Consider the following 20,719-nt stretch of genomic DNA (forward strand, 5'->3'; position numbering starts at 1 on the left):
TAGCGCCTTCAACGTTCATGATCTGTACTGAAAAAGAGGAATGTTATGGGAAAGACCAGGCAAGACAAAACCGAAGCAAAAGCCGCGCCCAAAGCCTCTCCAGACAAGGCCATTAAGGTTTCCCTTAAGACGAAGGACTATGAGAAAGAGCTTCGTCGGCTGCATGTGGAGCTGGTTAAACTCCAGCAGTGGGTGGTCAGCAAAGGGCTTAAAGTCTGCATCGTGTTTGAAGGCCGTGACGGCGCAGGTAAAGGCGGGACGATTAAAGCCATCACCGAGCGCGTCAGCCCTCGCGTCTTCCGTGTTGTTGCGCTCCCCGCCCCCACAGATAAAGAAAAGAGCCAGCTCTACTTCCAGCGTTATATTCCCCACCTGCCTTCCGCAGGTGAAATCGTTATCTTTGATCGAAGCTGGTACAACCGCGCGGGCGTTGAACGGGTCATGGGATTCTGCACTCAGGAACAAGTGGATAAGTTTCTCGATGGCACACCGGTGATGGAAAAAGCCATGGTCGATGCCGGGATCATTCTGCTGAAGTACTGGCTTGAGGTCACGCCGAAAGAGCAAGAGCGCCGCCTGCGCGATCGCATTAATGATGGCCGCAAAACCTGGAAACTCTCTCCCATGGATATCAAATCTTTCAATATGTGGGATGACTACACCGTGGCACGTGATGCCATGTTTGCCGCCACCGATACTGCCTGGGCTCCGTGGTTTGTTGCCCGCTCCGAAGACAAGAAACGCGTGCGGTTAAATATTATTTCGCATCTCCTTTCGCAGATCCCCTATAAAGATTTGCATACAGAAGCGGTGAATTTACCGAAACGAAAAGTGGGAAAAATGAAACCAACCACTTATCCGTTCCGGTATGTTGCAGAGCGGTTCTAATCAACACCCGCCCTTTTATGCAAATAAATAAAAGGGCGAATACCCTTTATTACTCATGAGAATGCGGCTCGCTATATTTGCAGTAACACGCCGCCGGGCAATGCCGGCGACGCATCCGCTTACTTCATCCCTTCGGTACTGTCTTTTTTTGCTTCAATTCGTTCCACATCGCGATACCAGCGTGGATGGTGTTTCTGCGCCCAGCGACGACTCACCTTCCCTTCAATCATGCCTTTAATCGATCCCTTCACCCAGAAGGCCATGTACATATGGATCAGGATGGCATGGATCAAAATAATGGCCGAGGTGGCGTGGATCAGCAGACTGTAACGAATCACTTGAATGGGGAAATACGGCGCAAACCAGGGACGCCAGATGATTACCCCCGTGACCAGAAGGACAAAAATCATACTCATAATGGTCCAGAACATCATCTTTTGCCCGGCGTTGTATTTCCCGACACGCGCCACTTTGTGCTCGTTCCCCTTCAGAACCTCAACAATCCCTTTTACCCACGGAATATCCTGCTTGTCCGGGATATTGTGGTGAACGAAGCGCACGAACATAAACATCAGCACCACGAAAATCAGCACGCCGAAGAACGGATGAAGAATGCGTCCCATCTGCGGTGTACCGAAGGTTTCGGTCAGCCATTGTAGCGTTGGGAAAAAAAACGAAATCCCGGAGACCGCCACGAGGAAAAAGCAGATCACCACCGTCCAGTGACAGGCGCGGTCAATAAATTTGGTGCGCACAATCATCTTTGACTTACTCATGGTGTTCCTCCTTGTCGTCATCCACCTCTTTGTTAGGCCCGATACCAATGTAGTGATAAATCAACCCGGCAAACGTGGCGATAAAACCTGCCGCTGAGAGCGGTTTTAGCGCCCCCTTCCACAGATTGATAGAGGTGTCGATTGCCGGATTTTTTGGCAGATTGTGATACAACTCCGGCTGATCGTTGTGATGCAGGACGTACATCACATGCGTGCCGCCTACCCCCTGAGGGTTGTAAATACCGGCATTGGTGTAACCACGAGCCTTGAGTTTATCGACGCGTACCTGCGCCACATCCAGCATCTCTCTCTTTGTACCAAAGTGAATCGCACCGGTTGGACAGGTTTTCACGCAAGCGGGCTCTTGCCCAACGCTTACGCGGTCTACGCACAGGGTACATTTGTAGACCCGGTTATCCTCTTTGTTGAGACGCGGAATATTGAACGGACACCCGGCGATGCAGTAACCACAGCCGATGCAGTTATCCTGCTGAAAATCGACGATGCCGTTAGCGTACTGAATAATCGCCCCGGCAGACGGGCATGCCTTGAGGCAGCCCGGGTCGTCGCAGTGCATACAGCCATCTTTACGGATCAGCCACTCCAGCCGGCCGTTCTGTTCGGTTTCACTAAAACGCATCACCGTCCAGGATTTGGCGCTCAGGTCGGCCGGGTTATCGTAAACCCCGACACAATGCCCTACCTCATCACGGATATCGTTCCACTCCGAACAGGCCACCTGGCAGGCTTTACAGCCCACACAGGATGAGACATCAATCAGCTTTGCCACTTCCGCCTTATAATCCCGCACGCGAGGCGCGGGGGTTATCGGGTTTGTCGCGGAGCGTTTGATAACGTCTTGTGTTTCCATCGCCATGTAATCGCTCCTTACGCTTTCTCGATGTTGACCAGAAACGCCTTATACTCCGGCGTTTGCGAGTTTGAATCGCCGACGTTTGGCGTCAGGGTATTGGCGATATAGCCTTTCTGCGCCACCCCTTCAAAGCCCCAGTGCAGTGGGATGCCCACCGTCTCAACCTGCTGGCCGTTAACGTGCAGGGTTTGCAGACGACGGGTTACCACCGCTACCGCGCGAATAAACCCGCGTTTGCTGCTCACCGTCACACGGTCGCCATTCGCAATCCCTTTTGCTTTCGCCAGCGTTTCGCTTATCTCCACAAACTGTTCCGGCTGGGCAATCGCGTTAAGCCGCGCATGCTTAGTCCAGGTATGGAAATGCTCGGTCAGGCGGTAAGTCGTTCCGACATACGGGAACGCGTCCTTTTTGCCTAAACGCAGCACATCCTCTTCGTAGATGCGTACTACCGGACTTGAGATCACGTTCGGGTGCAGCGGGTTGGTTCCCAGTGGCGTCTCCATCGGCTCGTAATGTTCCGGGAAAGGCCCCTCTGCCAGCTTGTCGAGCGCAAACAGGCGTCCCACCCCCTCTGGTTGCATAATGAATGGTCCGGTGGCGCTTCCTGGTGCTGCGGTGTTGAAGTCCGGGATATCGTTCCCCACCCACTTCGTACCGTTCCACTGGATCAGCATCCGCTTCGGATCCCACGGTTTGCCGTTGATATCCGCCGAAGCGCGGTTGTACAAAACGCGACGGTTCAGCGGCCAGGCCCAGGCCCACCCCAGCGTATTGCCCAATCCTGACGGATCAGCGTTATCGCGGTTCGCCATCTGGTTGCCCTGCTCCGTCCAGCTTCCGGCGTAGATCCAGCAAGACGAGGCCGTCGTGCCATCATCGCGTAGCAGCGCAAAGCTGTTCAGCAGTTGGCCTTTTTTTGCCACCAGATTACCGCTGATGTCATAGAGATCGGCCAGTGCCACGCCGTTATTCTCTTTTGCCACCTCTTCCGATTCCGGATGGTCCGGCTGACTGTAGTTCCACTGCATTCTCAGCAGCGGCTCAACGCCTTTACCCCCTTCGGTTCGGTACTTCTCGCGCAAGCGATGGTATATCCCGGCCAGGATCTCACCGTCGTTTCGCGCGTCACCCGGCGCATCCTGTCCTTTCCAGTGCCACTGCAGCCAGCGACCGGAGTTAGCAATCGAGCCATCTTCTTCTGCAAAGCAGGTGGAAGGCAGACGGAACACTTCAGTCTGAATGGATGCCGGATCGACCTCGTTCATCTCGCCGTGGTTTTGCCAGAAGTTAGAGGTTTCGGTCACCAGAGGATCGATCACCACCATATACTTCAGCTTGCTTAAGCTGCGAACCACCTTGTTTTTATCCGGGAAGGACGCAACCGGATTGAACCCCTGACAGATATAGCCCGTTACGTCGCCCTTATCCATCATGTTGAAATACTTGATGACATCCCAGGACTGATCCCATTTAGGCAACCAGTCAAACCCCCAGTTGTTCTCCTTCTGCGCGGCATCACCATAGAACGACTTCATCAGGCTGACGAAGAACGTCGGATAATTACGCCAGTAGTTCACCTGGTCGGGCAGCGTTGCTTTAGGTGTATTTGCCGCAAGGTACGTTTGTAGATCCGGCTGTTTTTCCGATGGCAGCGTCAGATACCCCGGCAGACTGGTAGAGAGCAGGCCGAGATCCGTTAACCCCTGAATATTCGAGTGACCTCGCAGGGCGTTTACGCCACCTCCGGCCATCCCCATGTTGCCCAGGAGCAACTGGATCATCGCCATAGTGCGGATGTTCTGTGCCCCCACCGTGTGTTGCGTCCAGCCCAGCGCATACAGGAAGGTGGTGGTTCGATCTGCTGCACTGGTGGACGCCAGCACTTCGCATACCTTCAGGAAGTCCGCTTTCGGCGTGCCGCAGATGTTTTCCACGACATCCGGCGTATAACGGGAAACATGCTGTTTCAGCAGATTCCACACACAGCGCGGGTCGGTCAGGGTTTCATCACGTTTCGCATAACCGTTTTCATCAAACTGATAATTCCAGGATGATTTGTCGTATTGCCGTTTTTCGGCGTCATACCCGCTGAACAGACCGTCATCAAAGGCAAAATCTTCCCGCACCAGCAGATTAGCGTTGGTGTAGTGTTTAACGTATTCCGCGTTAATTTTGCCGTTTTCAATCAGGTACAGTAGTACGCCGGACAGGAACGTAATGTCCGTACCGGAGCGGATTGGCGCATAGATATCAGCCACCGATGCCGTTCGCGTAAAGCGCGGGTCGACCACGATAAGCGTCGCATCATTATTGTTTTTCGCTTCCATCGCCCAGCGGAATCCCACCGGGTGGGCTTCTGCGGCGTTACCGCCCATCACCACCACGACATTGGCATTTTTGATATCAACCCAGTGGTTGGTCATCGCACCGCGACCAAATGTTGGAGCAAGACTTGCTACCGTTGGTCCGTGTCAGACACGCGCCTGATTGTCTACCGCCAGCATGCCGAGTGAGCGCACAAACTTCTGCGTCAGCATGCCGGTTTCATTACTGGCCGCAGATGCACAGAGCATCCCGGTGGAAAGCCAACGATTGACAGTGACGCCCTGCTCATTCTTTTCAACAAAGTTGGCGTCGCGGTCGGCTTTCATCAGGGTTGCTATGCGGCTAAAGGCCTCATCCCAGGAGATTCGTTGCCACGTGTCGGAGCCAGGCGCTCGATACTCCGGGTAACGTAGCCGGTTTTCACTGTGGACATAATCCAGCAGGCCAGCCCCTTTCGGGCAGAGTGCTCCACGGCTGACCGGATGATCCGGGTCACCTTCAATATGATAAATCGCTTCTTTGGCGTTCTTCGCGCCATCGCCCAGGCTATACATCAATAGCCCACATCCTACGGAGCAGTATGTGCAGGTGTTACGGATCTCTTTGGCACGCAGCAGTTTATAGTTGCGCGCCTGAGCCAGTGCCATTTTGGGCGCAAATCCCAACATGGCAGCTGTTGTTCCGGCCATACCGCCCGCGCAGATTTTAAAAAATTGTCTGCGGCTGACGTCCATTGCTGTCCTCGTTATCTGATAAGACTTCGCGCCGCAAACTAACAGCAAAGTCCCTGATTTTTTTGCGTCAAATCAATGTCACTCAGCTTCGCCCCCTTAATAGTCGCCCCTGGCGGGTTTGTTTAATCCTTTGGAGTTACCCGCTAAAGAGAATAATTCGCGAGCAATAGCAGATTAGTGCTATAAATTTTCCCTTTGTATTTTATGGCGATGGCAAGGTGATGGATAAAAAAAGAGCAACGCTCATTGGACTGGCGGCAATCCTGCTGTGGAGCACGATGGTCGGACTTATTCGTAGCGTGAGCGAAGGATTAGGTCCTGTTGGGGGAGCGGCAATGATCTATACCGTCAGCGGATTACTTTGTCTGGTGACGGTTGGCTTGCCAAATATTAGACGTTTCTCTCCACGTTACCTTATTGCCGGGAGCGTCTTATTTGTCAGCTACGAAATTTGCCTGGCGCTCTCACTGGGATATGCGGCAACACGTCCCCAGGCGATCGAAGTCGGCATGGTCAATTATCTTTGGCCTAGCCTCACTATTGTATTTGCGATTTTGTTTAACGGCCAAAAATCAACCCTGTGGGTCATCCCCGGATTAGCCATCTCACTCATGGGGGTATGCTGGGTATTGGGTGGTGAACACGGCCTGCATATAGACGAGATCACGCGTAATATTGTCTCCAGTCCACTCAGTTACGCACTGGCTTTTGCCGGGGCATTTATCTGGGCGGCCTACTGCACCGTCACCAGTAAATTTGCCAACGGACAGAACGGCATTACCCTTTTTGTTTTGCTCACAGCGCTCAGTTTATGGCTGAAATATGCCTTTAGCGAGCAACCGGAAATGGTGTTTAGCGTTCCTGTTGTCGTGAAGCTATTAATGTGTGGCGTGGCACTCGGGTTCGGCTATGCCTCCTGGAATATTGGTATCCTGTACGGCAATGTTACCGTCCTTGCCGCGGTCTCCTATTTTACCCCTGTGTTATCGGCTGCACTGGCTGCAGTCTTGCTGAGCGCTCCGCTGTCGTTCTCATTCTGGCAAGGCGCGGTGATGGTGTGCGCCGGTTCTCTGCTGTGCTGGTATGCGACACGCAAATAGCGTTCAAAACCCTGTGTCGGGCAGATGAAGTGCCCGCCGCAACAGGTTCAAAATATCAGTGTGATTTAGTTTAAGAATATTCTCTTCATCTATAGCATCCTTGTTCAGCGCTTGTTTATATTACCTTCCCTTCGTAAATCCCCACCGCCATTAATTGACATAAATTGACACCGGCACGTGATTAATCCTCTGCGTATATTCACTGTTTAAATAGCACTTATTGCAATAGTTTATTTCTGGATATGTCGGCACTTATAACATTATCAAAATGCGAAAATACTCATAACACCCTGTTTTAATATGAGCAAATGTCTTTATTGTTAATCAATTGTTATGCGTGAGATAAAAATTTCAAGTGGCAACAAAAACACATTAAAACTATTTCAACGGGAATTGTGATACACAGAAAATAATGCATCGCTGTCTGTTAATTAGCCAGAAAACGCTGTTTCGAGTCACTTTTTCCGATCACGATCACACTAATTGAAATTAAAATTAATAAATTGAAACTTATTATTGAAAGGAGACCACAAGATTTTTAAGAATAGCATGTCATTGACAAGCGGCTTCGTTTAGAAATTGTTTAGCAATGACGCAGGAAATGCGTAAAGAAAATTATAAGGATTATTAAAAATGAAACTTAAATTAGTTGCAGTGGCAGTGACTTCCATGTTGGCAGCAGGCGTTGTAAACGCGGCTGAAGTATATAACAAAGACGGTAACAAACTGGATCTGTACGGAAAAGTAACAGGTCTGCACTATTTCTCTGATGAAACCAAAAACGACGGCGATAAAACTTACGTGCGTTTGGGTTTCAAAGGTGAAACTCAGATTAACGACCAGATGACCGGCTATGGTCAGTGGGAATATGAGTTCAAAGGTAACCGTTCAGAATCCGAAGGTGCTGACGGCAACAAAACCCGTCTGGCATTTGCAGGTCTGAAATTTAACGAATTCGGTTCTTTCGACTACGGTCGTAACTACGGTGTTGCTTATGACATCGGCGCATGGACCGATGTTCTGCCAGAATTCGGCGGCGACACCTGGACTCAGACTGATGGCTTTATGACTGGCCGTACGACTGGCGTTGCAACCTACCGTAACACCGACTTCTTCGGTCTGGTTGACGGTCTGAACTTTGCTGCTCAGTACCAGGGTAAAAACGACGACCGCGACATCACTGAAGCGAACGGCGACGGTTGGGGCCTGTCTTCTACCTACGAAATGAACGGTTTCGGCGTGGGGGCTACCTATGCGAAATCTGACCGTACCGATCTGCAGGTTCGTTCTGCAAGCAACCTGAATGCAGGTGGCGAGAACGCAGAAGTATGGGCTGCTGGTCTGAAGTACGATGCGAACAACATCTACCTGGCAACCACCTATTCTGAAACCCGCAACATGACCAACTTCGGTAGCGGTTATATTGCGAACAAAGCTCAGAACTTCGAAGCTGTTGCTCAGTACCAGTTTGATTTCGGTCTGCGTCCATCCATCGCTTACCTGAAATCCAAAGGTAAAGACATTGGTTCTTACGGCGACCAGGATCTGGTTGAGTACATCGATGTCGGCGCGAGCTACTACTTCAACAAAAACATGTCCACCTATGTTGATTACAAAATCAACCTGGTTGACGACAGCCAGTTCACTAAAGACGCGAAAGTGTCTACCGACAACATCGTAGCTGTAGGTCTGACCTACCAGTTCTAAGATTTTGTTAGTGTAAAAAAGCCAGCCCTCGTGGCTGGCTTTTTTTATCCGGATGACCTGGCGTGATAAAGGAGTACGCCATGCACATATTCAAAGGACGCTGTCTGTGTGGGATGAGCCATTTCAGCGTCAGTCTCAACAACTTCGATGTCTACGCCTGCCATTGCACACTGTGCCAGAAATGGTCAGGTGGTATTGCCATGTACCTGGAAGCTGAAGGACAACCGCTCGTTGAGCAAGACTCCATCGCCCCTTCCCATTTTTCCTCCTCCACGCGCGGTGAGCGCTGGTTTTGCCCTGGCTGTGGCTGCCCCCTGTGGTTTGAGTTGACGACATCCGAACGTTATTTTATCCCCTGGACCTTGCTTGAGATGAGTGAGGATGAACGGCGTCGCCTGGTACTGGCTGCCGAAATCTACACCGAGACGCAGCCAGCGTTCTGGCGGCTCACAGGACAATACGCGCGGCTGAGTGGAACCGAGATTGAGGCGATGGATAAGAGTTGCGTGCTTACCCCGTAGACTGTTCATTGCCTGCCACTCGACGTAGCCAGTGTTGCAGAAGTTTACCGTCTTCGGTCATTTCCGTATCTGAGCGTACGCACAGGTAGTAATCGCGCCCATCTTCTATAGGGGAGTCGAAGATTTTCACCAGCTCACCGCTCTCCAGATAAGGTGCAATAAGCGGTTCGCGCATCAGCGCGCAGCCCAGGCCAGCCTGAACACCCGCCAGCGTCAGCAGACCATCTTCAAACATCGGCCCGCTTCGACGCGGCGGACGTTTTACCCCCTGCAACATAAACCACTGTTGCCATGTAGTCCGTTCTTCATCATGCAACAGTGGCATTTGAAGAAGTTGTTCAGGCGTGTCGATATGCCCGTGAATACGCAAAAATGCGCGACTGCATACCGGAACCATCTGCCCCGAGATCAGCTTTTCGCTTTGATATCCTGCCCACTGTCCGTTGCCAAAACGGATAGACATATCCGACGCATCGCTCAGGTAGTTACGGTGGTTGGCATACACCACATTGATTTCCGTTTTCGGGTTGGCACGCATGAACGCAGGCAGACGAGGGATAAACCAGCCCATGCCAAACAGCGGGATCAAGCTGATGGTCACTTGACGGGTTTGCGCCTGCTCCACCAGATGCTCCGTCGCCTGGCGCAGCACGTTAAATGCCGCACGGATCGAGCGGTAGTAATCACGCCCCTGCTGGCTCAACGCAAGCCTGCGCCCCTGGCGCTCCGTCAGCGGCATTTGCAAATACCCTTCGAGCACTTTGAGTTGATGGCTCACCGCTGAAGGTGAAATAGCCAGTTCTTGTGCAGCAAGCGTCACACTGCCGAGCCGCGCAATCGCTTCAAACGCGCGGACCGCCCTCAGTGGCGGATCGTTGGCCAGACGGCTTTCTGCGAAAGCAGGCACGCCCTGCAACTGTTCTGTTTTATTCATATATTGATTTCTTTAGGTCATTTGGCCGTATGAGTCATTTCATTATTTTCATATAAATCATTAAGATAAAACAATACCGGTTTATCATAAGAAATAATATATGTGTATTTTACAATTTAATTCAATTATTGGATGGTAGCCGCTGAAAGAGCAATTTGTCGGGTACGAACGTTGGATACACTCATACAACAACTGATCAATGGGGTGATGCTGGGAAGCATCTACGCGTTGATCGCGCTGGGCTATACCATGGTGTATGGCATTTTGCGCATTATTAACTTTGCCCACGGCGATATTCTGATGGTTGGCGCACTCACGACGCTGTCGGCCATTAACGCCCTGAACAACACCTTCCCGCACATGCCGCTGCTGTTGCAGTTGGGTTTTGCGCTGGCGATCGCGATGGTCGTCTGTGCTCTGCTTGCGATGGCCGTTGAACGCTTTGCCTACCGCCGCCTGCGTAATGCCCCACGTCTGGCGCCGCTGATCTCGGGGATTGGCGTTTCCGTATTGTTGCAAACCGTTGCGATGATCATCTGGACCCGCAATCCACTGATGTTCCCGCAGATCCTGCCGATGGACCCAATCGCCGTGACAGCCGGCAGCGAGATGCATCCGCCCGCAATTATCACCGTGACTGGCATCGTCACCGTTGTGCTGGCGCTAGTGGTCATGACCGGGTTATGGCTGCTGGTTGAATACACCCGTCTGGGTCGCGGCATGCGCGCGGTGGCAGAAAATCCGCGTGTCGCAACCCTGATGGGCGTGAACCCTAACGCCATCATTACCCTGACATTTGCCATCGGTGGTGTGTTTGCCGCACTCGCGGGCGTCATGATGGCAAGCAATTACGGTAACGCCAGCTTCTCAATGGGCTTTTTGCCCGGTATCAAGGCCTTCACTGCCGCCGTTCTGGGTGGCATCGGTAATATTCGTGGCGCGATGGTCGGCGGTATTTTGCTTGGCATCATTGAAGCACTGGGCGCGGGTTATCTTGGCGAACTGACCAACGGCGTATTTGGCAGCAACTATCAGGACGTCTTCGCATTCATCGTGCTGATTCTGGTTCTGGTCTTCCGTCCGGCAGGTTTGCTGGGCGAGCGCGTGGCAAACAGAGCCTAAGGGAAATGATGACAACCGTACAATTACAGACTCCTGCTACAACGCGTAAATTCTGGCCCGGCATGACCTTATTCTGTCTCGCGCTGCTGATTGCGCCCGTCGTGGCCAGCCAGCTCGGCGGAAACTACTGGGTGCGGGTGATCGACTTCGCCCTGCTTTACATCATGCTGGCACTGGGGCTTAACATCGTCGTCGGCTATACCGGCTTGCTGGATATGGGTTTCATCGCATTTTACGCCGTCGGCGCGTATCTGGCGGCACTGCTGGCCTCTCCGCATCTGCCTGAGGACTTCCCGATCCTCAGTGTCTGGTTCCCGAATGGGCTTCACACCTCATATCTGGTGATCATTCCCGTCGCGGCCCTGGTTGCCGCAGTATGCGGTATTTTGCTTGGTGCCCCCACACTGAAGCTGCGGGGTGATTACCTGGCGATAGTGACACTCGGCTTTGGCGAAATCATCCGCATCCTCATGCGAAATCTCGATCGTCCGGTCAATATCACCAACGGGGCGAAAGGCATTACCGGTGTTGATACGCTGAACCTCTTTGGCCTCAAGTTTAGTGGCGTTTATCACTGGTTTGGCTTCAAGGTTCCCGCCCTGTGGCTTTGGTACTACCTGCTGATGCTGGTGATTGTGGCGATCATTTTTGTCTGCCTGCGCCTGCAACACTCGCGTATCGGTCGCGCCTGGCACGCCATTCGTGAAGATGAAGACGTGGCCCGCGCGATGGGGATCAACGTGCGGAACTATAAGCTGCTGGCCTTTGCAATGGGCGCATCCTTTGGCGGCGTGGCGGGAGCACTGTTTGGCGCGTTCCAGGGTTTTGTTTCACCGGAATCCTTCACTTTGCAGGAATCCATCGCAGTGCTGGCGATGGTGGTGCTGGGGGGAATGGGACACATTCCCGGGGTGATCCTCGGTGCGGCACTGTTGACCGCCCTGCCGGAGTTGCTCCGCAGCCAGGCGGCCCCGGTTCAGCAGGCACTGTTCGGCACAGTCCTGATTGACCCGGAAATCCTCCGTCAGCTGTTTTACGGCCTGGCACTGGTGTTGGTCATGCTGGTTCGCCCTTCCGGGATATGGCCAGTGCGTCACAAGGAGATTAGCGTATGAGCCTGTTAACCGTTCGTAATATGACCAAACGCTTTGGCGGCCTGACCGCTGTGGATAACGTCTCCCTGTCCATTAACAAAGGGGAAATCTACGGTCTGATTGGCCCTAACGGCGCGGGTAAAACCACCTGTTTTAACCTGATAACCGGGCTTTATCCTGCTGACAGCGGCGAATTTTCGATTGCAGATACCCCCTATTTCCCAAAGCAGATCGAGAAAGTCACGGCGGCCGGGATCGCCCGTACCTTCCAGAACGTGCGCCTGTTCAATGAGATGTCGGTACTGGAAAACGTGATGGTGGGCCGCCATGTGCGCACCCGAAACGGACTGTGGGCGGCGCTCACTCGCCATAAACGCGCCAGAGCCGAAGAGGCGAACACCTGTGAACAGGCCTGGCACTGGCTGGACTACACCGGCATTGCGAAATTCGCCCATTACCGCGCCTGCGACCTGGCCTACGGGCATCAGCGTCGCCTTGAAATTGCCCGCGCACTGGCAACCGACCCGCTGCTGCTGGCGCTCGATGAACCAGCCGCCGGGATGAATGCCGCTGAAAAAGTGGCGCTGGGTGAACTACTGGTTCGCATTCGGGATGACGGGAAAACCCTGTTAATAATTGAACACGACGTGAAGCTGGTGATGGGGATTTGTGACCGCCTGACCGTGCTCGATTATGGCAAAACACTCGCCAGTGGCACGCCGGACAATGTGCGACGCGACCCGGCGGTCATTGCCGCGTGGCTGGGAGGCAATGCACATGACTGAATTACTAAAGGTTGAGCGTCTGGACGTACATTACGGCGGTATTCAGGCGGTACGGGATGTCTCCTTCTCGTTGCAGGAAGGTGAGCAGGCTACGCTGATTGGCGCAAACGGTGCAGGAAAAAGCTCCACCGTCAGGGCTATCACCGGGCTGGAAAGCTTTAGCGGCAACATTATCTACAACGGTAAAAATGTGCGTAAGCATAAGGCCGAGGCGTTACTGCGCGACGGGCTGGTTATGGTCCCGGAAGGACGCGGGATCTTCGCACGCATGACGGTCCTGGAAAACCTGCAAATGGGCGCATGGCTCCGGCGTGACACTGTCACCGTAAAACATGAAATGGCAGAGATTTTTGTGCGTTTTCCGCGTCTGGGTGAGCGACAGCATCAGCTTGCCGGATTGCTTTCCGGCGGTGAGCAACAGTTACTGGCGCTCAACCGCGCGCTGCTCAGCCGCCCCCGCCTGCTGATTCTGGATGAACCGTCAATGGGGCTTGCCCCGAAGATGGTGGAGAATATTTTCACCGTGATTGCCGGGCTTCGTGAACGCGGCGTTGCCCTGCTGCTCATTGAACAAAATGCACGTCTGGCGCTGAACGTCACCGATACCGCATGGGTGATGGACAGCGGCAGTATTGTGCATCACGGTCAGTCAAAAGCGATGCTTGATGACGACCAGATAGCACACATTTATTTGGGCGAAATGCCCGTTTAACACACCAGCCAACATCAGGGAAAAACAATGAAAACAGTAAAAATCAGTGCGCTTAGCGCCGCGCTTCTGCTCAGTGGTTTTGCCTCAACGGGCGCATGGTCAGCAGACAGTGAAACGGTGCTTATCGGCCTTGCAGGCCCGTTAACCGGTCCATCTGCCCGTATCGGTAAAGACCTGGAAAACGGTGCGCAACTGGCGATCGACGATATCAACAAACAGCACCCGACCATCGGCGGCAAAGCCGTAACCTTTAAGCTGCAATCCGAAGACGATCAGTCTGACCCGCGTACGGCGGTTGCTGTGGCACAACGTCTGGTGGACAACGGTGTGGCAGGTGTTGTGGGCCACTGGAATACCGGGACCAGCATTCCCGCAGCACGTGTCTATCACGATGCCGGTATCGCTCAGGTCGCTCCGGTTGCCACGGGTCACGCCTATACCAAACAGGGTTTTGACACCAGTTTCCGTGTGATGGGCCACGACGATGACGGCGGTCAGTTCGCCGGTCAATACGCCGTGAATACGCTCAAGGCAAAACGTATTGCGGTAATCGACGATCGTACTGCATTTGGTCAGGGGCTGGCCGACGAGTTTATTAAATCGCTGAAAGCACAGGGCGTAAACATTGTTGACCGTCAATATGTTGACGACAAAACCGTCGATTTCAGCGCAGTGCTGACCGCCATTCGCAGTAAAAACGCCGACCTGATCTTCTTCGGTGGCGTGGACAGCCAGGCTGCCCCGCTGGCCCGTCGAATCAAACAACTGGGTATGAACGCCACGCTGATGGGCGCAGGCGGCTTCGTGAGCCAGACGTTCCTGCAACTGGCGCAAAAAGAAGGTAATGGAGTGGTGGCGCTAGAGCCAGGTCTGCCAGTTGAGCAAATGCCAGGCGGTAAAGCCTTTGAACAGGCGTACCAGTCGCGTTATCACACCCACATCGAACTGCATGCGCCGTTCGCCTATGACGCCACACGCGTTCTGGTTGCCGCAATGGAAAAAGCAAACTCTGTCGATCCGGCTGAGTATTTGCCTGCCCTGCGTGCAATCAGCTATTCCGGCGTTACCGGGCAGATTGCGTTTGATAACGAAGGCAACCTGAAAGCCCCATCATTTACCGTTTACAAAGTGGTGGATGGTAAATGGCAGCCACAAACCGTTCTGGGTGGCGCAAAAGCGAAGTAACGCAGTGAGGCAATGTGATGAGTGATAATAATGAGCTGGGTATTCTTGCCCGCCGCAAAATTGAAGCAGAAATTATTAAGCCAATTTACGAAATCCTGGTGCGCGAGATAGGAAAAACACGCGCTCAGGCCGTGATTGGCGAGGCCATTGAGCAGGCCGCAATCGACGCCGGGCAGCACTTTGCCCGACAGGAACCCAAGGGTACGGATGTGAAGAGTTTTATCGCGCTCCAGTATCTGTGGGAGAAGGATAACGCCCTCGACGTTAAGGTCATTGACGCCGACGAACAGCAGTACAACTACAACGTTACGCGCTGCCGTTATGCCGAGATGTATCATGAAATGGGGCTGGCCGAGATTGGGCATCTGCTCTCCTGCGCCCGCGATGAGAAGTTCATTGTCGGTTACGCGCCAGATGTCGAACTGACCCGCACCAGCACCATTATGCAGGGTGGTTCGTGTTGCGATTTCCGTTACCGCAGTAAAAAGGACAAAGCATGATCCGCGTGAATGCAGAGCGCCTGTGGTCAACGCTTGAAATGATGGCGCAAATTGGTGGAACGCCTGCCGGTGGCGTGACCCGTCTGGCGCTGAGTGAAGAGGACAGGATCGCCCGAAACCTGCTTCGGGACTGGGCGCTGGAAGCAGGCCTGAGCTGTGAGGTCGACAGCATGGGCAACATGTTTATTCGCCGCGCGGGCAAAAACCCGGCGCTTGCTCCGGTAATGACGGGGTCGCATGTGGATTCGCAACCGCTCGGTGGAAACTATGACGGGATCTACGGTGTGATGGCTGGCCTGGAACTGCTACGCACCCTGAACGATAACGACGTTGAAACCGAACGCGATATCGTGCTGGTGAACTGGACCAACGAAGAAGGCGCACGCTTTGCGCCTGCCATGCTGTCGTCGGGCGTATGGAGCGGCCAGTTCACTCAGGATTTCGCCTGGAGCCGCGCAGATAACCAGGGGATCACCGTCAGTGAAGCATTGGGCAATATCGGCTATCGCGGTGAAACCCCTGCCCGTGCGTTTCCACTCCACGCCTGTTACGAACTGCATATTGAGCAAGGCCCTATTCTCGAAGATGACGCCATTGATATCGGACTGGTTCGCGCCGCCATGGGACAACGCTGGTTTACGATAACCCTGGACGGCTTCGCCGCACATGCCGGAACGACCCCGATGCACAGCCGTCGGGATGCTTTAACCGCATTCGCCGAGCTGGCGCTGAAGGTTGAAAAGATCGGCTATCAGCATGAGCCAGACGGCCGCGCGACTATCGGTATGGCGCAGATCACGCCCAATTCGCGCAACGTTGTCCCTTCCAGGGTGGTGTGCAGTGTAGAGTTCCGCCATCCCGCGCAGTCGGTCCTGGAAGCAATGGAATCCGCACTTCACACTGCCGCAGAGCACCTCGCTGCACGCGGTGTAACGGCAACCGTTGAGCGTATTTTTGATTACGCCCCGATCGCATTTGACGCTGGGTGTCTGGCTCGCAGCGAAAATGCAGTAGCAGCACTGGGGTATTCATCAAAACCGATGGTGTCCGGAGCAGGACATGACACCTGTTACATCAGCAAGATCGCCCCGGCCAGCATGATCTTTATTCCGTGTGTGAAAGGCATCAGTCATAACGAAGCCGAATGCATTTACCCTGAATGGTCGGAGAAAGGGGCTAACGTTTTACTGCACAGCGTGTTAGCCGCCGCTCAGGATGTATAAGGCTCCCGTCAGATAGAGTGGAAGCGGGAAATATTTCGCTTTCACTCTGATTCATATCGCCACTCGCCGACTGATTTCCACCACCCGGTCGCTCGGAAGATGGTAATGATTAATCACATGCGTGCAATTACGTTGCATAAAGGCAAAAGCGCTACGCTGCCAGGACGCCATTCCGGTAGCACTTTCACGCGCCACAATCGTCTCATGGCCGACGTAGTAAGTCACATCGTCACTGGCAAACAGATCCTTCATTTCTCCCATCCCTTGCAGCAGATGAGGCACATTCGGATGTTCCATAAAGCCGTACTGCGCGACACCGTGCCAGTAATTCGGTGCTCGCGGAGTAATCACCATCCGCTGACGAGGGTCAACATAAGGCACATTAAGAATATCTATCGTCAGGGAGAACACATTGCGTTGCAGCGCGCGGTTTCGCGCAACATGCCAGTGCATCACCGGCGGGGTATTATGCTGCGTTCGGGTCAGAAAAACGGCGGAACCCGGAACTCTTGGGATGTCATCTGCCTTCAACTGAGCAAAAAACTGGTCAATGCCGATCCCCTTTTCGCCGACCGCTCGTGATACCGCTTTTATTCCCCGGTTCCAGATCACCATCACCGTACAAATAACAGCAGCCAGCAACAACGGAATATATCCCCCTTCCAGAACCTTGATCATATTGGCCACTAAGAAGCTGGTATCAATGATGAGAAACACAAGGGCAATCAAGGCGCTACTGAGCAGACTCCAGCGCCATACCTCGCGCATGGCGACGAATAATAATCCGGATGTCATCAGCATCGTCAGCGACACGGCGATACCATACGCGGCGGCGAGTTTATCGGAGGATTTAAAGAAGATAACCAGCCCGATCGTTACCACCATCAATAACCCGTTGATGACTCCTATGTAAATCTGCCCGTAGCTTTCAGCGGCAGTCTGTTTAATGCGAAGTCGTGGCAGCCAGCCCAGCAGAATAGCCTGACGGGTCATCGAGAAAGCGCCGGTGATGATGGCCTGACTGGCGATAATCGTCGCCAGCGTCGCCAGGAGAATCAGCGGAACCTGCAACACCGGAGGACATAACAGAAAGAAGATATTGTGTTTACTGTCTGCTCCGGCAAGTATCAGAGCAGATTGCCCGGCGTAATTGAGCACCAGCGCCGGGAACACCACACCGTACCAGGCAAACCAGATAGGTTTCTTACCAAAATGGCCCATGTCTGCGTACAGCGCCTCGGCGCCGGTCACACAGAGAAATACGCCCCCTAACACCATAAAGCTGACAAACCCGTTTGAGAGCAAAAAAGTCATGCCATACCAGGGATTCACCGCCAGTAAGACTGCCGGATACTGGATAATCCCCCATATCCCCAACGCGGCGATGACGAAAAACCACAGAGCCATTATCGGGCCAAATACCTTGCCGATTTTCGCTGTGCCAAAAGGCTGAATACAAAAGAGCACCAACAAAATGACGACCGTTAGAGGCAGAATACAGGGATGTGACTCCGGGATGACAATCGTCAGCCCTTCCAGTGCGGAGAGTACAGAGATCGCGGGGGTGATTGCACCGTCACCGTAAATAAGTGCCGCGCCGATCAATGCGGCAAAAATCACCCATCGCCCCCCTTTTCCCTTGCGCACCAGCAACGACATCAGAGCCATAATGCCGCCTTCGCCATGGTTATCAATTCGCATGGCAAACGCGGCATATTTAAGAGAGGTCACCAGGATCAGGGTCCAGATAATCAGGGACAACAACCCCAAAACCACTGAAGGGGTTGGATCGTGCCCTGATAAAGACAGTACCGTTTTAAAGGTATAGAGAGGGCTGGTTCCGATATCACCAAACACTACCCCCAACGCACTGCCCGCCAGTACGGCTATCCGGGGGGATTTTGCGGGCGTTTCACTGCATTGATGCAGGCTCATATTTTCCAGCGTGGGTAAGATAATCCTTTTAAAAACATAGCCCAGAGACCCGGTTCCCGCCATCCACGGTGCGATCACATAGCGTTATTGCTCATCTGCTCCGGTGATCCTCACAAGATGTACCGTCAGCCACAGCAGTTCGTTCCCGCCGAGGGGGATATCCAGTTGCGACTTAACATAGTCACGTATCAGCAACGAACAGCGGTAAACATGGGGAAACTCTTTAATAATTTGCACCAGCAGAAAACTGTCGCGGGATGTCTCCCGTTCACCTTCCTGCAAACGTTGCAAAAAGAACTGCATATGAATGAGAAAACGTGAGTAGTTGATAGACTCAGTATCGATCTCCCGTTTGAAGTGATACTGCACAAGGTTAAAAATATCCTTGAGCATTTTTACCGACTGCATGGTCTGTGCCACATCATCGCCCTGCGTCTGGCCGTTCACCAGATGAAACGCGATGTTACCCGCCTCTTCATCCGGAAGAGGCAGACCATACTGTTGATTGATTGCCACCACCGCGTCGCTGGCAACGCGATACTGCTGCGGGTAGAACCGCCTGACTTCTGAGAGCAAGCGGTTCTGGATGGCAATACCTTTGTTGCAGCGCTCAATAGCAAACACCAGATGATCGGGAATGGAGGATAGCGCCTCCAGATACCCTTTACGGTTTGAGTGTTCCTGGGGGCCGCTTGGAAAACGGAAAATATCCTACGTTAAGCCTGTTTTTTGTACATACTGCTATCTACTGAGCGTAACCTGAATTTTGTCTCAACGGGAGCGAAGCCGAAAAATGCGACATTTTACAAAACGAGCGGGGTGCGGAAGTTGTTAAAGGTGTAAAAAAGGATCTCAAGAAGATCCTTTTTTACATCAGGCAGCACCACTCTATGTGGTCAAATATCAATCACCTGAACATCCTTGATTATCCTCAAACATTTTAGAAAATTGGTTATTTTTCAAAATGTAGTAGGTCGTCTTACATGGATAAGTTATCGGGATACCATTTTCATCATACTCAATTTTTTGTGGGATCGCTTGACCGGTTAATATCATTAGAAAGCTGTTTTTCTGTGTATCGATCCTAAAATCTTCACCAACAGGAGTACCGTTATCAGCAACTTGCTGATAAACATTAGTTCCAGCAACAGCAGGAAGTTGTGAAACAACCTTCCCTGATAACTTATCTATAACCCAACCACACACACCACCTTGATGATCGAGACATTCATTTCCACTGCTCTTATCATCAGTGTATATGCGATAATGCCCTCCGAAATTTACTGGTTCTTTTAATTCACTGCTTGTTATTTTCTTCCAGTGACTGGAGTATTTCACCTGTTCACTAGAAAGATCTAACCTAGTAGCAAATGGGCCTTTGTTTATATCAGCCGGATAATCTTTAAATTCAGGTATGCCTTTGACATGTAGCTCAGCTGCATGAACAAAGGGGAGCATCAAACATGCAACGCCACTAAGTAAGTAGGGGAAAATTCTGCTAGTTCGTGCCATTTTTAGACTCTCTCAATATATTAACCATCTGATTAGGTGACAGATGTGCATGATTAAGTCCATCACCAGAGTAATAAGAAACACCTTCTTCTTGCGCAATCCGCCCTTTACTAATCGTGTTCCCCTTGCGAACCCCAGCAGAAGCAAACTCTTTAGCCCAGTCATATATTGCGTCTTCAACACTCCCATTACCTTCCAAATAGGCAATAATCGCAGGCCGTTTAACCTTAATAAGGTACTCTTCAAAAATCCGATCCTGAGTGGCCTCGTCATACAAGGAATTAACATCAAAATTGAGTGATTTCACCGCATCTATTAACGTTCCCGGGATGATCTGAAAACGACCAGTAGCAAACATCACATTCGTATGCAGCTGACTTTCCATAACTTGTTTAATAGTCATAGATAGTAGCGTAAATCCCCCCAGTACCACGGCACGCTGAGGTAATCCCGGTTAATCCGGTACGCCACCACCTCGCCGTCTGCCATACAGCGCACGGCCTGCTCTCCCTTAAACGGCACCGAAAAATCCACGGCCTCATTCATCGCCTGACCGCTGAGCGCACACCATGGCGTGGTGGTATCACTGATGTGAATGCCGCCGTGCCACATACCATTGCGACCGATAAGCCAGTGCCCGGTGGCCTCGCCCTCCAGATGCGCCAGCATCTCCTCCAGGTTACTGAACTCCCCGCCCCGGTTATTTTTCGGCACCGGCCAGCGGATGTCCGGGACCTGCGGGCCATTTTCCGGCTTCGACATAGCAAATCCTTTTTGTTTATCGGGTTA

19 protein-coding genes and 1 pseudogene are annotated in these 20,719 nt (G+C 52.5%); 11 read left to right on the plus strand and 9 right to left on the minus strand.

The window, feature by feature from the left end:
* Nucleotides 1-45 precede the first annotated feature (45 nt).
* On the plus strand, nucleotides 46-888 hold the full coding sequence (ppk2, locus tag HV346_RS11230) for a polyphosphate kinase 2 (protein ID WP_249415138.1): 843 nt from the start codon (nucleotides 46-48) through the stop codon (nucleotides 886-888).
* A 119-nt stretch (nucleotides 889-1,007) separates the two neighbouring features.
* Here the strand turns inward: ppk2 and fdnI are convergent, their stop codons facing one another.
* The 3 genes from fdnI to fdnG are packed head-to-tail and all read right to left on the minus strand — an operon-like array spanning nucleotide 1,008 to nucleotide 5,600.
* Nucleotides 1,008-1,664, minus strand: a complete 657-nt coding sequence (fdnI, locus tag HV346_RS11235; protein ID WP_181623560.1) for a formate dehydrogenase-N subunit gamma — start codon at nucleotides 1,662-1,664, stop codon at nucleotides 1,008-1,010.
* Entirely contained in the window at nucleotides 1,657-2,541 is an 885-nt protein-coding gene (gene fdxH / locus HV346_RS11240) for a formate dehydrogenase subunit beta (RefSeq protein WP_181623561.1), read from the minus strand. Before fdxH ends, fdnI begins: the two co-directional genes overlap by 8 nt.
* Nucleotides 2,542-2,552: 11 nt before the next feature.
* Complete coding sequence (fdnG, locus tag HV346_RS11245) at nucleotides 2,553-5,600, minus strand: formate dehydrogenase-N subunit alpha (protein WP_181623562.1); 3,048 nt, start codon at nucleotides 5,598-5,600, stop codon at nucleotides 2,553-2,555.
* Between the two features lie 221 nt (nucleotides 5,601-5,821).
* On the opposite strand from fdnG, the gene yddG reads away from it, so the two are divergent.
* From yddG to HV346_RS11260, 3 genes are all read left to right on the plus strand, one after another.
* Nucleotides 5,822-6,700, plus strand: a complete 879-nt coding sequence (gene yddG, locus HV346_RS11250; protein ID WP_181623563.1) for an aromatic amino acid DMT transporter YddG — start codon at nucleotides 5,822-5,824, stop codon at nucleotides 6,698-6,700.
* A gap of 633 nt (nucleotides 6,701-7,333) precedes the next feature.
* Nucleotides 7,334-8,407, plus strand: a complete 1,074-nt coding sequence (gene ompC / locus HV346_RS11255) for a porin OmpC (RefSeq protein WP_181623564.1) — start codon at nucleotides 7,334-7,336, stop codon at nucleotides 8,405-8,407.
* Nucleotides 8,408-8,487: 80 nt separating this feature from the next.
* Nucleotides 8,488-8,928, plus strand: coding sequence for a GFA family protein (locus HV346_RS11260; protein WP_181623565.1), 441 nt, complete (start codon nucleotides 8,488-8,490; stop codon nucleotides 8,926-8,928).
* Here HV346_RS11260 and HV346_RS11265 read toward each other — a convergent pair.
* Nucleotides 8,918-9,862, minus strand: a complete 945-nt coding sequence (locus tag HV346_RS11265; protein ID WP_181623566.1) for a LysR substrate-binding domain-containing protein — start codon at nucleotides 9,860-9,862, stop codon at nucleotides 8,918-8,920. The two genes, HV346_RS11260 and HV346_RS11265, sit on opposite strands and share 11 nt — an antisense overlap.
* Nucleotides 9,863-10,033: 171 nt before the next feature.
* Between HV346_RS11265 and HV346_RS11270 the strand changes: the two genes are divergently transcribed.
* From HV346_RS11270 to HV346_RS11300, 7 genes are read left to right on the plus strand one after another with little or no spacing between them, the layout of a single operon-like run.
* Nucleotides 10,034-10,984 carry a branched-chain amino acid ABC transporter permease gene (locus tag HV346_RS11270; RefSeq protein WP_181623567.1) on the plus strand — a complete coding sequence of 317 codons (951 nt, stop codon included), beginning with the start codon at nucleotides 10,034-10,036 and terminating at the stop codon, nucleotides 10,982-10,984.
* Nucleotides 10,985-10,992: 8 nt separating this feature from the next.
* Nucleotides 10,993-12,099 (plus strand): ABC transporter ATP-binding protein, encoded by a 1,107-nt coding sequence (locus HV346_RS11275; RefSeq protein WP_181623756.1) that lies wholly within the window; start codon nucleotides 10,993-10,995, stop codon nucleotides 12,097-12,099.
* Nucleotides 12,096-12,863 (plus strand): ABC transporter ATP-binding protein, encoded by a 768-nt coding sequence (locus HV346_RS11280; RefSeq protein WP_181623568.1) that lies wholly within the window; start codon nucleotides 12,096-12,098, stop codon nucleotides 12,861-12,863. Before HV346_RS11275 ends, HV346_RS11280 begins: the two co-directional genes overlap by 4 nt.
* Nucleotides 12,856-13,575 carry an ABC transporter ATP-binding protein gene (locus tag HV346_RS11285; protein WP_181623569.1) on the plus strand — a complete coding sequence of 240 codons (720 nt, stop codon included), beginning with the start codon at nucleotides 12,856-12,858 and terminating at the stop codon, nucleotides 13,573-13,575. The genes HV346_RS11280 and HV346_RS11285 overlap by 8 nt, the downstream gene beginning before the upstream one ends.
* A 27-nt stretch (nucleotides 13,576-13,602) precedes the next feature.
* Nucleotides 13,603-14,760, plus strand: coding sequence for a branched-chain amino acid ABC transporter substrate-binding protein (locus tag HV346_RS11290; protein WP_181623570.1), 1,158 nt, complete (start codon nucleotides 13,603-13,605; stop codon nucleotides 14,758-14,760).
* Between the two features lie 17 nt (nucleotides 14,761-14,777).
* Nucleotides 14,778-15,260: an L-2-amino-thiazoline-4-carboxylic acid hydrolase gene (locus tag HV346_RS11295; protein ID WP_181623571.1), complete on the plus strand. Its 483-nt coding sequence runs from the start codon at nucleotides 14,778-14,780 to the stop codon at nucleotides 15,258-15,260.
* Complete coding sequence (locus HV346_RS11300) at nucleotides 15,257-16,483, plus strand: Zn-dependent hydrolase (protein ID WP_181623572.1); 1,227 nt, start codon at nucleotides 15,257-15,259, stop codon at nucleotides 16,481-16,483. Before HV346_RS11295 ends, HV346_RS11300 begins: the two co-directional genes overlap by 4 nt.
* 51 nt (nucleotides 16,484-16,534) lie before the next feature.
* On the opposite strand, the gene HV346_RS11305 is transcribed toward HV346_RS11300, so the two are convergent.
* From HV346_RS11305 to HV346_RS11325, 5 genes and pseudogenes are all read right to left on the minus strand, one after another.
* Nucleotides 16,535-18,418, minus strand: a complete 1,884-nt coding sequence (locus HV346_RS11305; RefSeq protein ID WP_181623573.1) for a KUP/HAK/KT family potassium transporter — start codon at nucleotides 18,416-18,418, stop codon at nucleotides 16,535-16,537.
* A gap of 84 nt (nucleotides 18,419-18,502) precedes the next feature.
* Nucleotides 18,503-19,051: pseudogene (locus tag HV346_RS11310) on the minus strand (PRD domain-containing protein); the annotation flags it as partial.
* A 270-nt stretch (nucleotides 19,052-19,321) separates the two neighbouring features.
* Nucleotides 19,322-19,930, minus strand: a complete 609-nt coding sequence (locus HV346_RS11315; protein ID WP_181623574.1) for a hypothetical protein — start codon at nucleotides 19,928-19,930, stop codon at nucleotides 19,322-19,324.
* A complete protein-coding gene (locus tag HV346_RS11320; RefSeq protein ID WP_181623575.1) occupies nucleotides 19,917-20,333 on the minus strand; it encodes a hypothetical protein in 417 nt (138 codons plus the stop codon). The genes HV346_RS11315 and HV346_RS11320 overlap by 14 nt, the downstream gene beginning before the upstream one ends.
* A complete protein-coding gene (locus HV346_RS11325; protein ID WP_181623576.1) occupies nucleotides 20,330-20,692 on the minus strand; it encodes a hypothetical protein in 363 nt (120 codons plus the stop codon). Before HV346_RS11325 ends, HV346_RS11320 begins: the two co-directional genes overlap by 4 nt.
* Between the last annotated feature and the right edge of the window lie 27 nt (nucleotides 20,693-20,719).

Origin of the sequence: Enterobacter sp. RHBSTW-00994, assembly GCF_013782625.1 — a bacterium.
In the GTDB taxonomy this organism is placed as follows: domain Bacteria; phylum Pseudomonadota; class Gammaproteobacteria; order Enterobacterales; family Enterobacteriaceae; genus Enterobacter.

What these genes read in the sequence shown, in the direction of transcription:
- ppk2 (WP_249415138.1), top strand. Translation starts at nt 46, where the DNA reads ATGGGAAAGACCAGGCAAGACAAAACCGAAGCAAAAGCCGCGCCCAAA.
- fdnI (WP_181623560.1), bottom strand. Translation starts at nt 1,664, where the DNA reads ATGAGTAAGTCAAAGATGATTGTGCGCACCAAATTTATTGACCGCGCC.
- fdxH (WP_181623561.1), bottom strand. Translation starts at nt 2,541, where the DNA reads ATGGCGATGGAAACACAAGACGTTATCAAACGCTCCGCGACAAACCCG.
- yddG (WP_181623563.1), top strand. Translation starts at nt 5,822, where the DNA reads ATGGATAAAAAAAGAGCAACGCTCATTGGACTGGCGGCAATCCTGCTG.
- ompC (WP_181623564.1), top strand. Translation starts at nt 7,334, where the DNA reads ATGAAACTTAAATTAGTTGCAGTGGCAGTGACTTCCATGTTGGCAGCA.
- HV346_RS11260 (WP_181623565.1), top strand. Translation starts at nt 8,488, where the DNA reads ATGCACATATTCAAAGGACGCTGTCTGTGTGGGATGAGCCATTTCAGC.
- HV346_RS11265 (WP_181623566.1), bottom strand. Translation starts at nt 9,862, where the DNA reads ATGAATAAAACAGAACAGTTGCAGGGCGTGCCTGCTTTCGCAGAAAGC.
- HV346_RS11275 (WP_181623756.1), top strand. Translation starts at nt 10,993, where the DNA reads ATGACAACCGTACAATTACAGACTCCTGCTACAACGCGTAAATTCTGG.
- HV346_RS11280 (WP_181623568.1), top strand. Translation starts at nt 12,096, where the DNA reads ATGAGCCTGTTAACCGTTCGTAATATGACCAAACGCTTTGGCGGCCTG.
- HV346_RS11285 (WP_181623569.1), top strand. Translation starts at nt 12,856, where the DNA reads ATGACTGAATTACTAAAGGTTGAGCGTCTGGACGTACATTACGGCGGT.
- HV346_RS11290 (WP_181623570.1), top strand. Translation starts at nt 13,603, where the DNA reads ATGAAAACAGTAAAAATCAGTGCGCTTAGCGCCGCGCTTCTGCTCAGT.
- HV346_RS11295 (WP_181623571.1), top strand. Translation starts at nt 14,778, where the DNA reads ATGAGTGATAATAATGAGCTGGGTATTCTTGCCCGCCGCAAAATTGAA.
- HV346_RS11300 (WP_181623572.1), top strand. Translation starts at nt 15,257, where the DNA reads ATGATCCGCGTGAATGCAGAGCGCCTGTGGTCAACGCTTGAAATGATG.
- HV346_RS11305 (WP_181623573.1), bottom strand. Translation starts at nt 18,418, where the DNA reads ATGAGCCTGCATCAATGCAGTGAAACGCCCGCAAAATCCCCCCGGATA.
- HV346_RS11315 (WP_181623574.1), bottom strand. Translation starts at nt 19,930, where the DNA reads ATGGCACGAACTAGCAGAATTTTCCCCTACTTACTTAGTGGCGTTGCA.
- HV346_RS11320 (WP_181623575.1), bottom strand. Translation starts at nt 20,333, where the DNA reads ATGACTATTAAACAAGTTATGGAAAGTCAGCTGCATACGAATGTGATG.
- HV346_RS11325 (WP_181623576.1), bottom strand. Translation starts at nt 20,692, where the DNA reads ATGTCGAAGCCGGAAAATGGCCCGCAGGTCCCGGACATCCGCTGGCCG.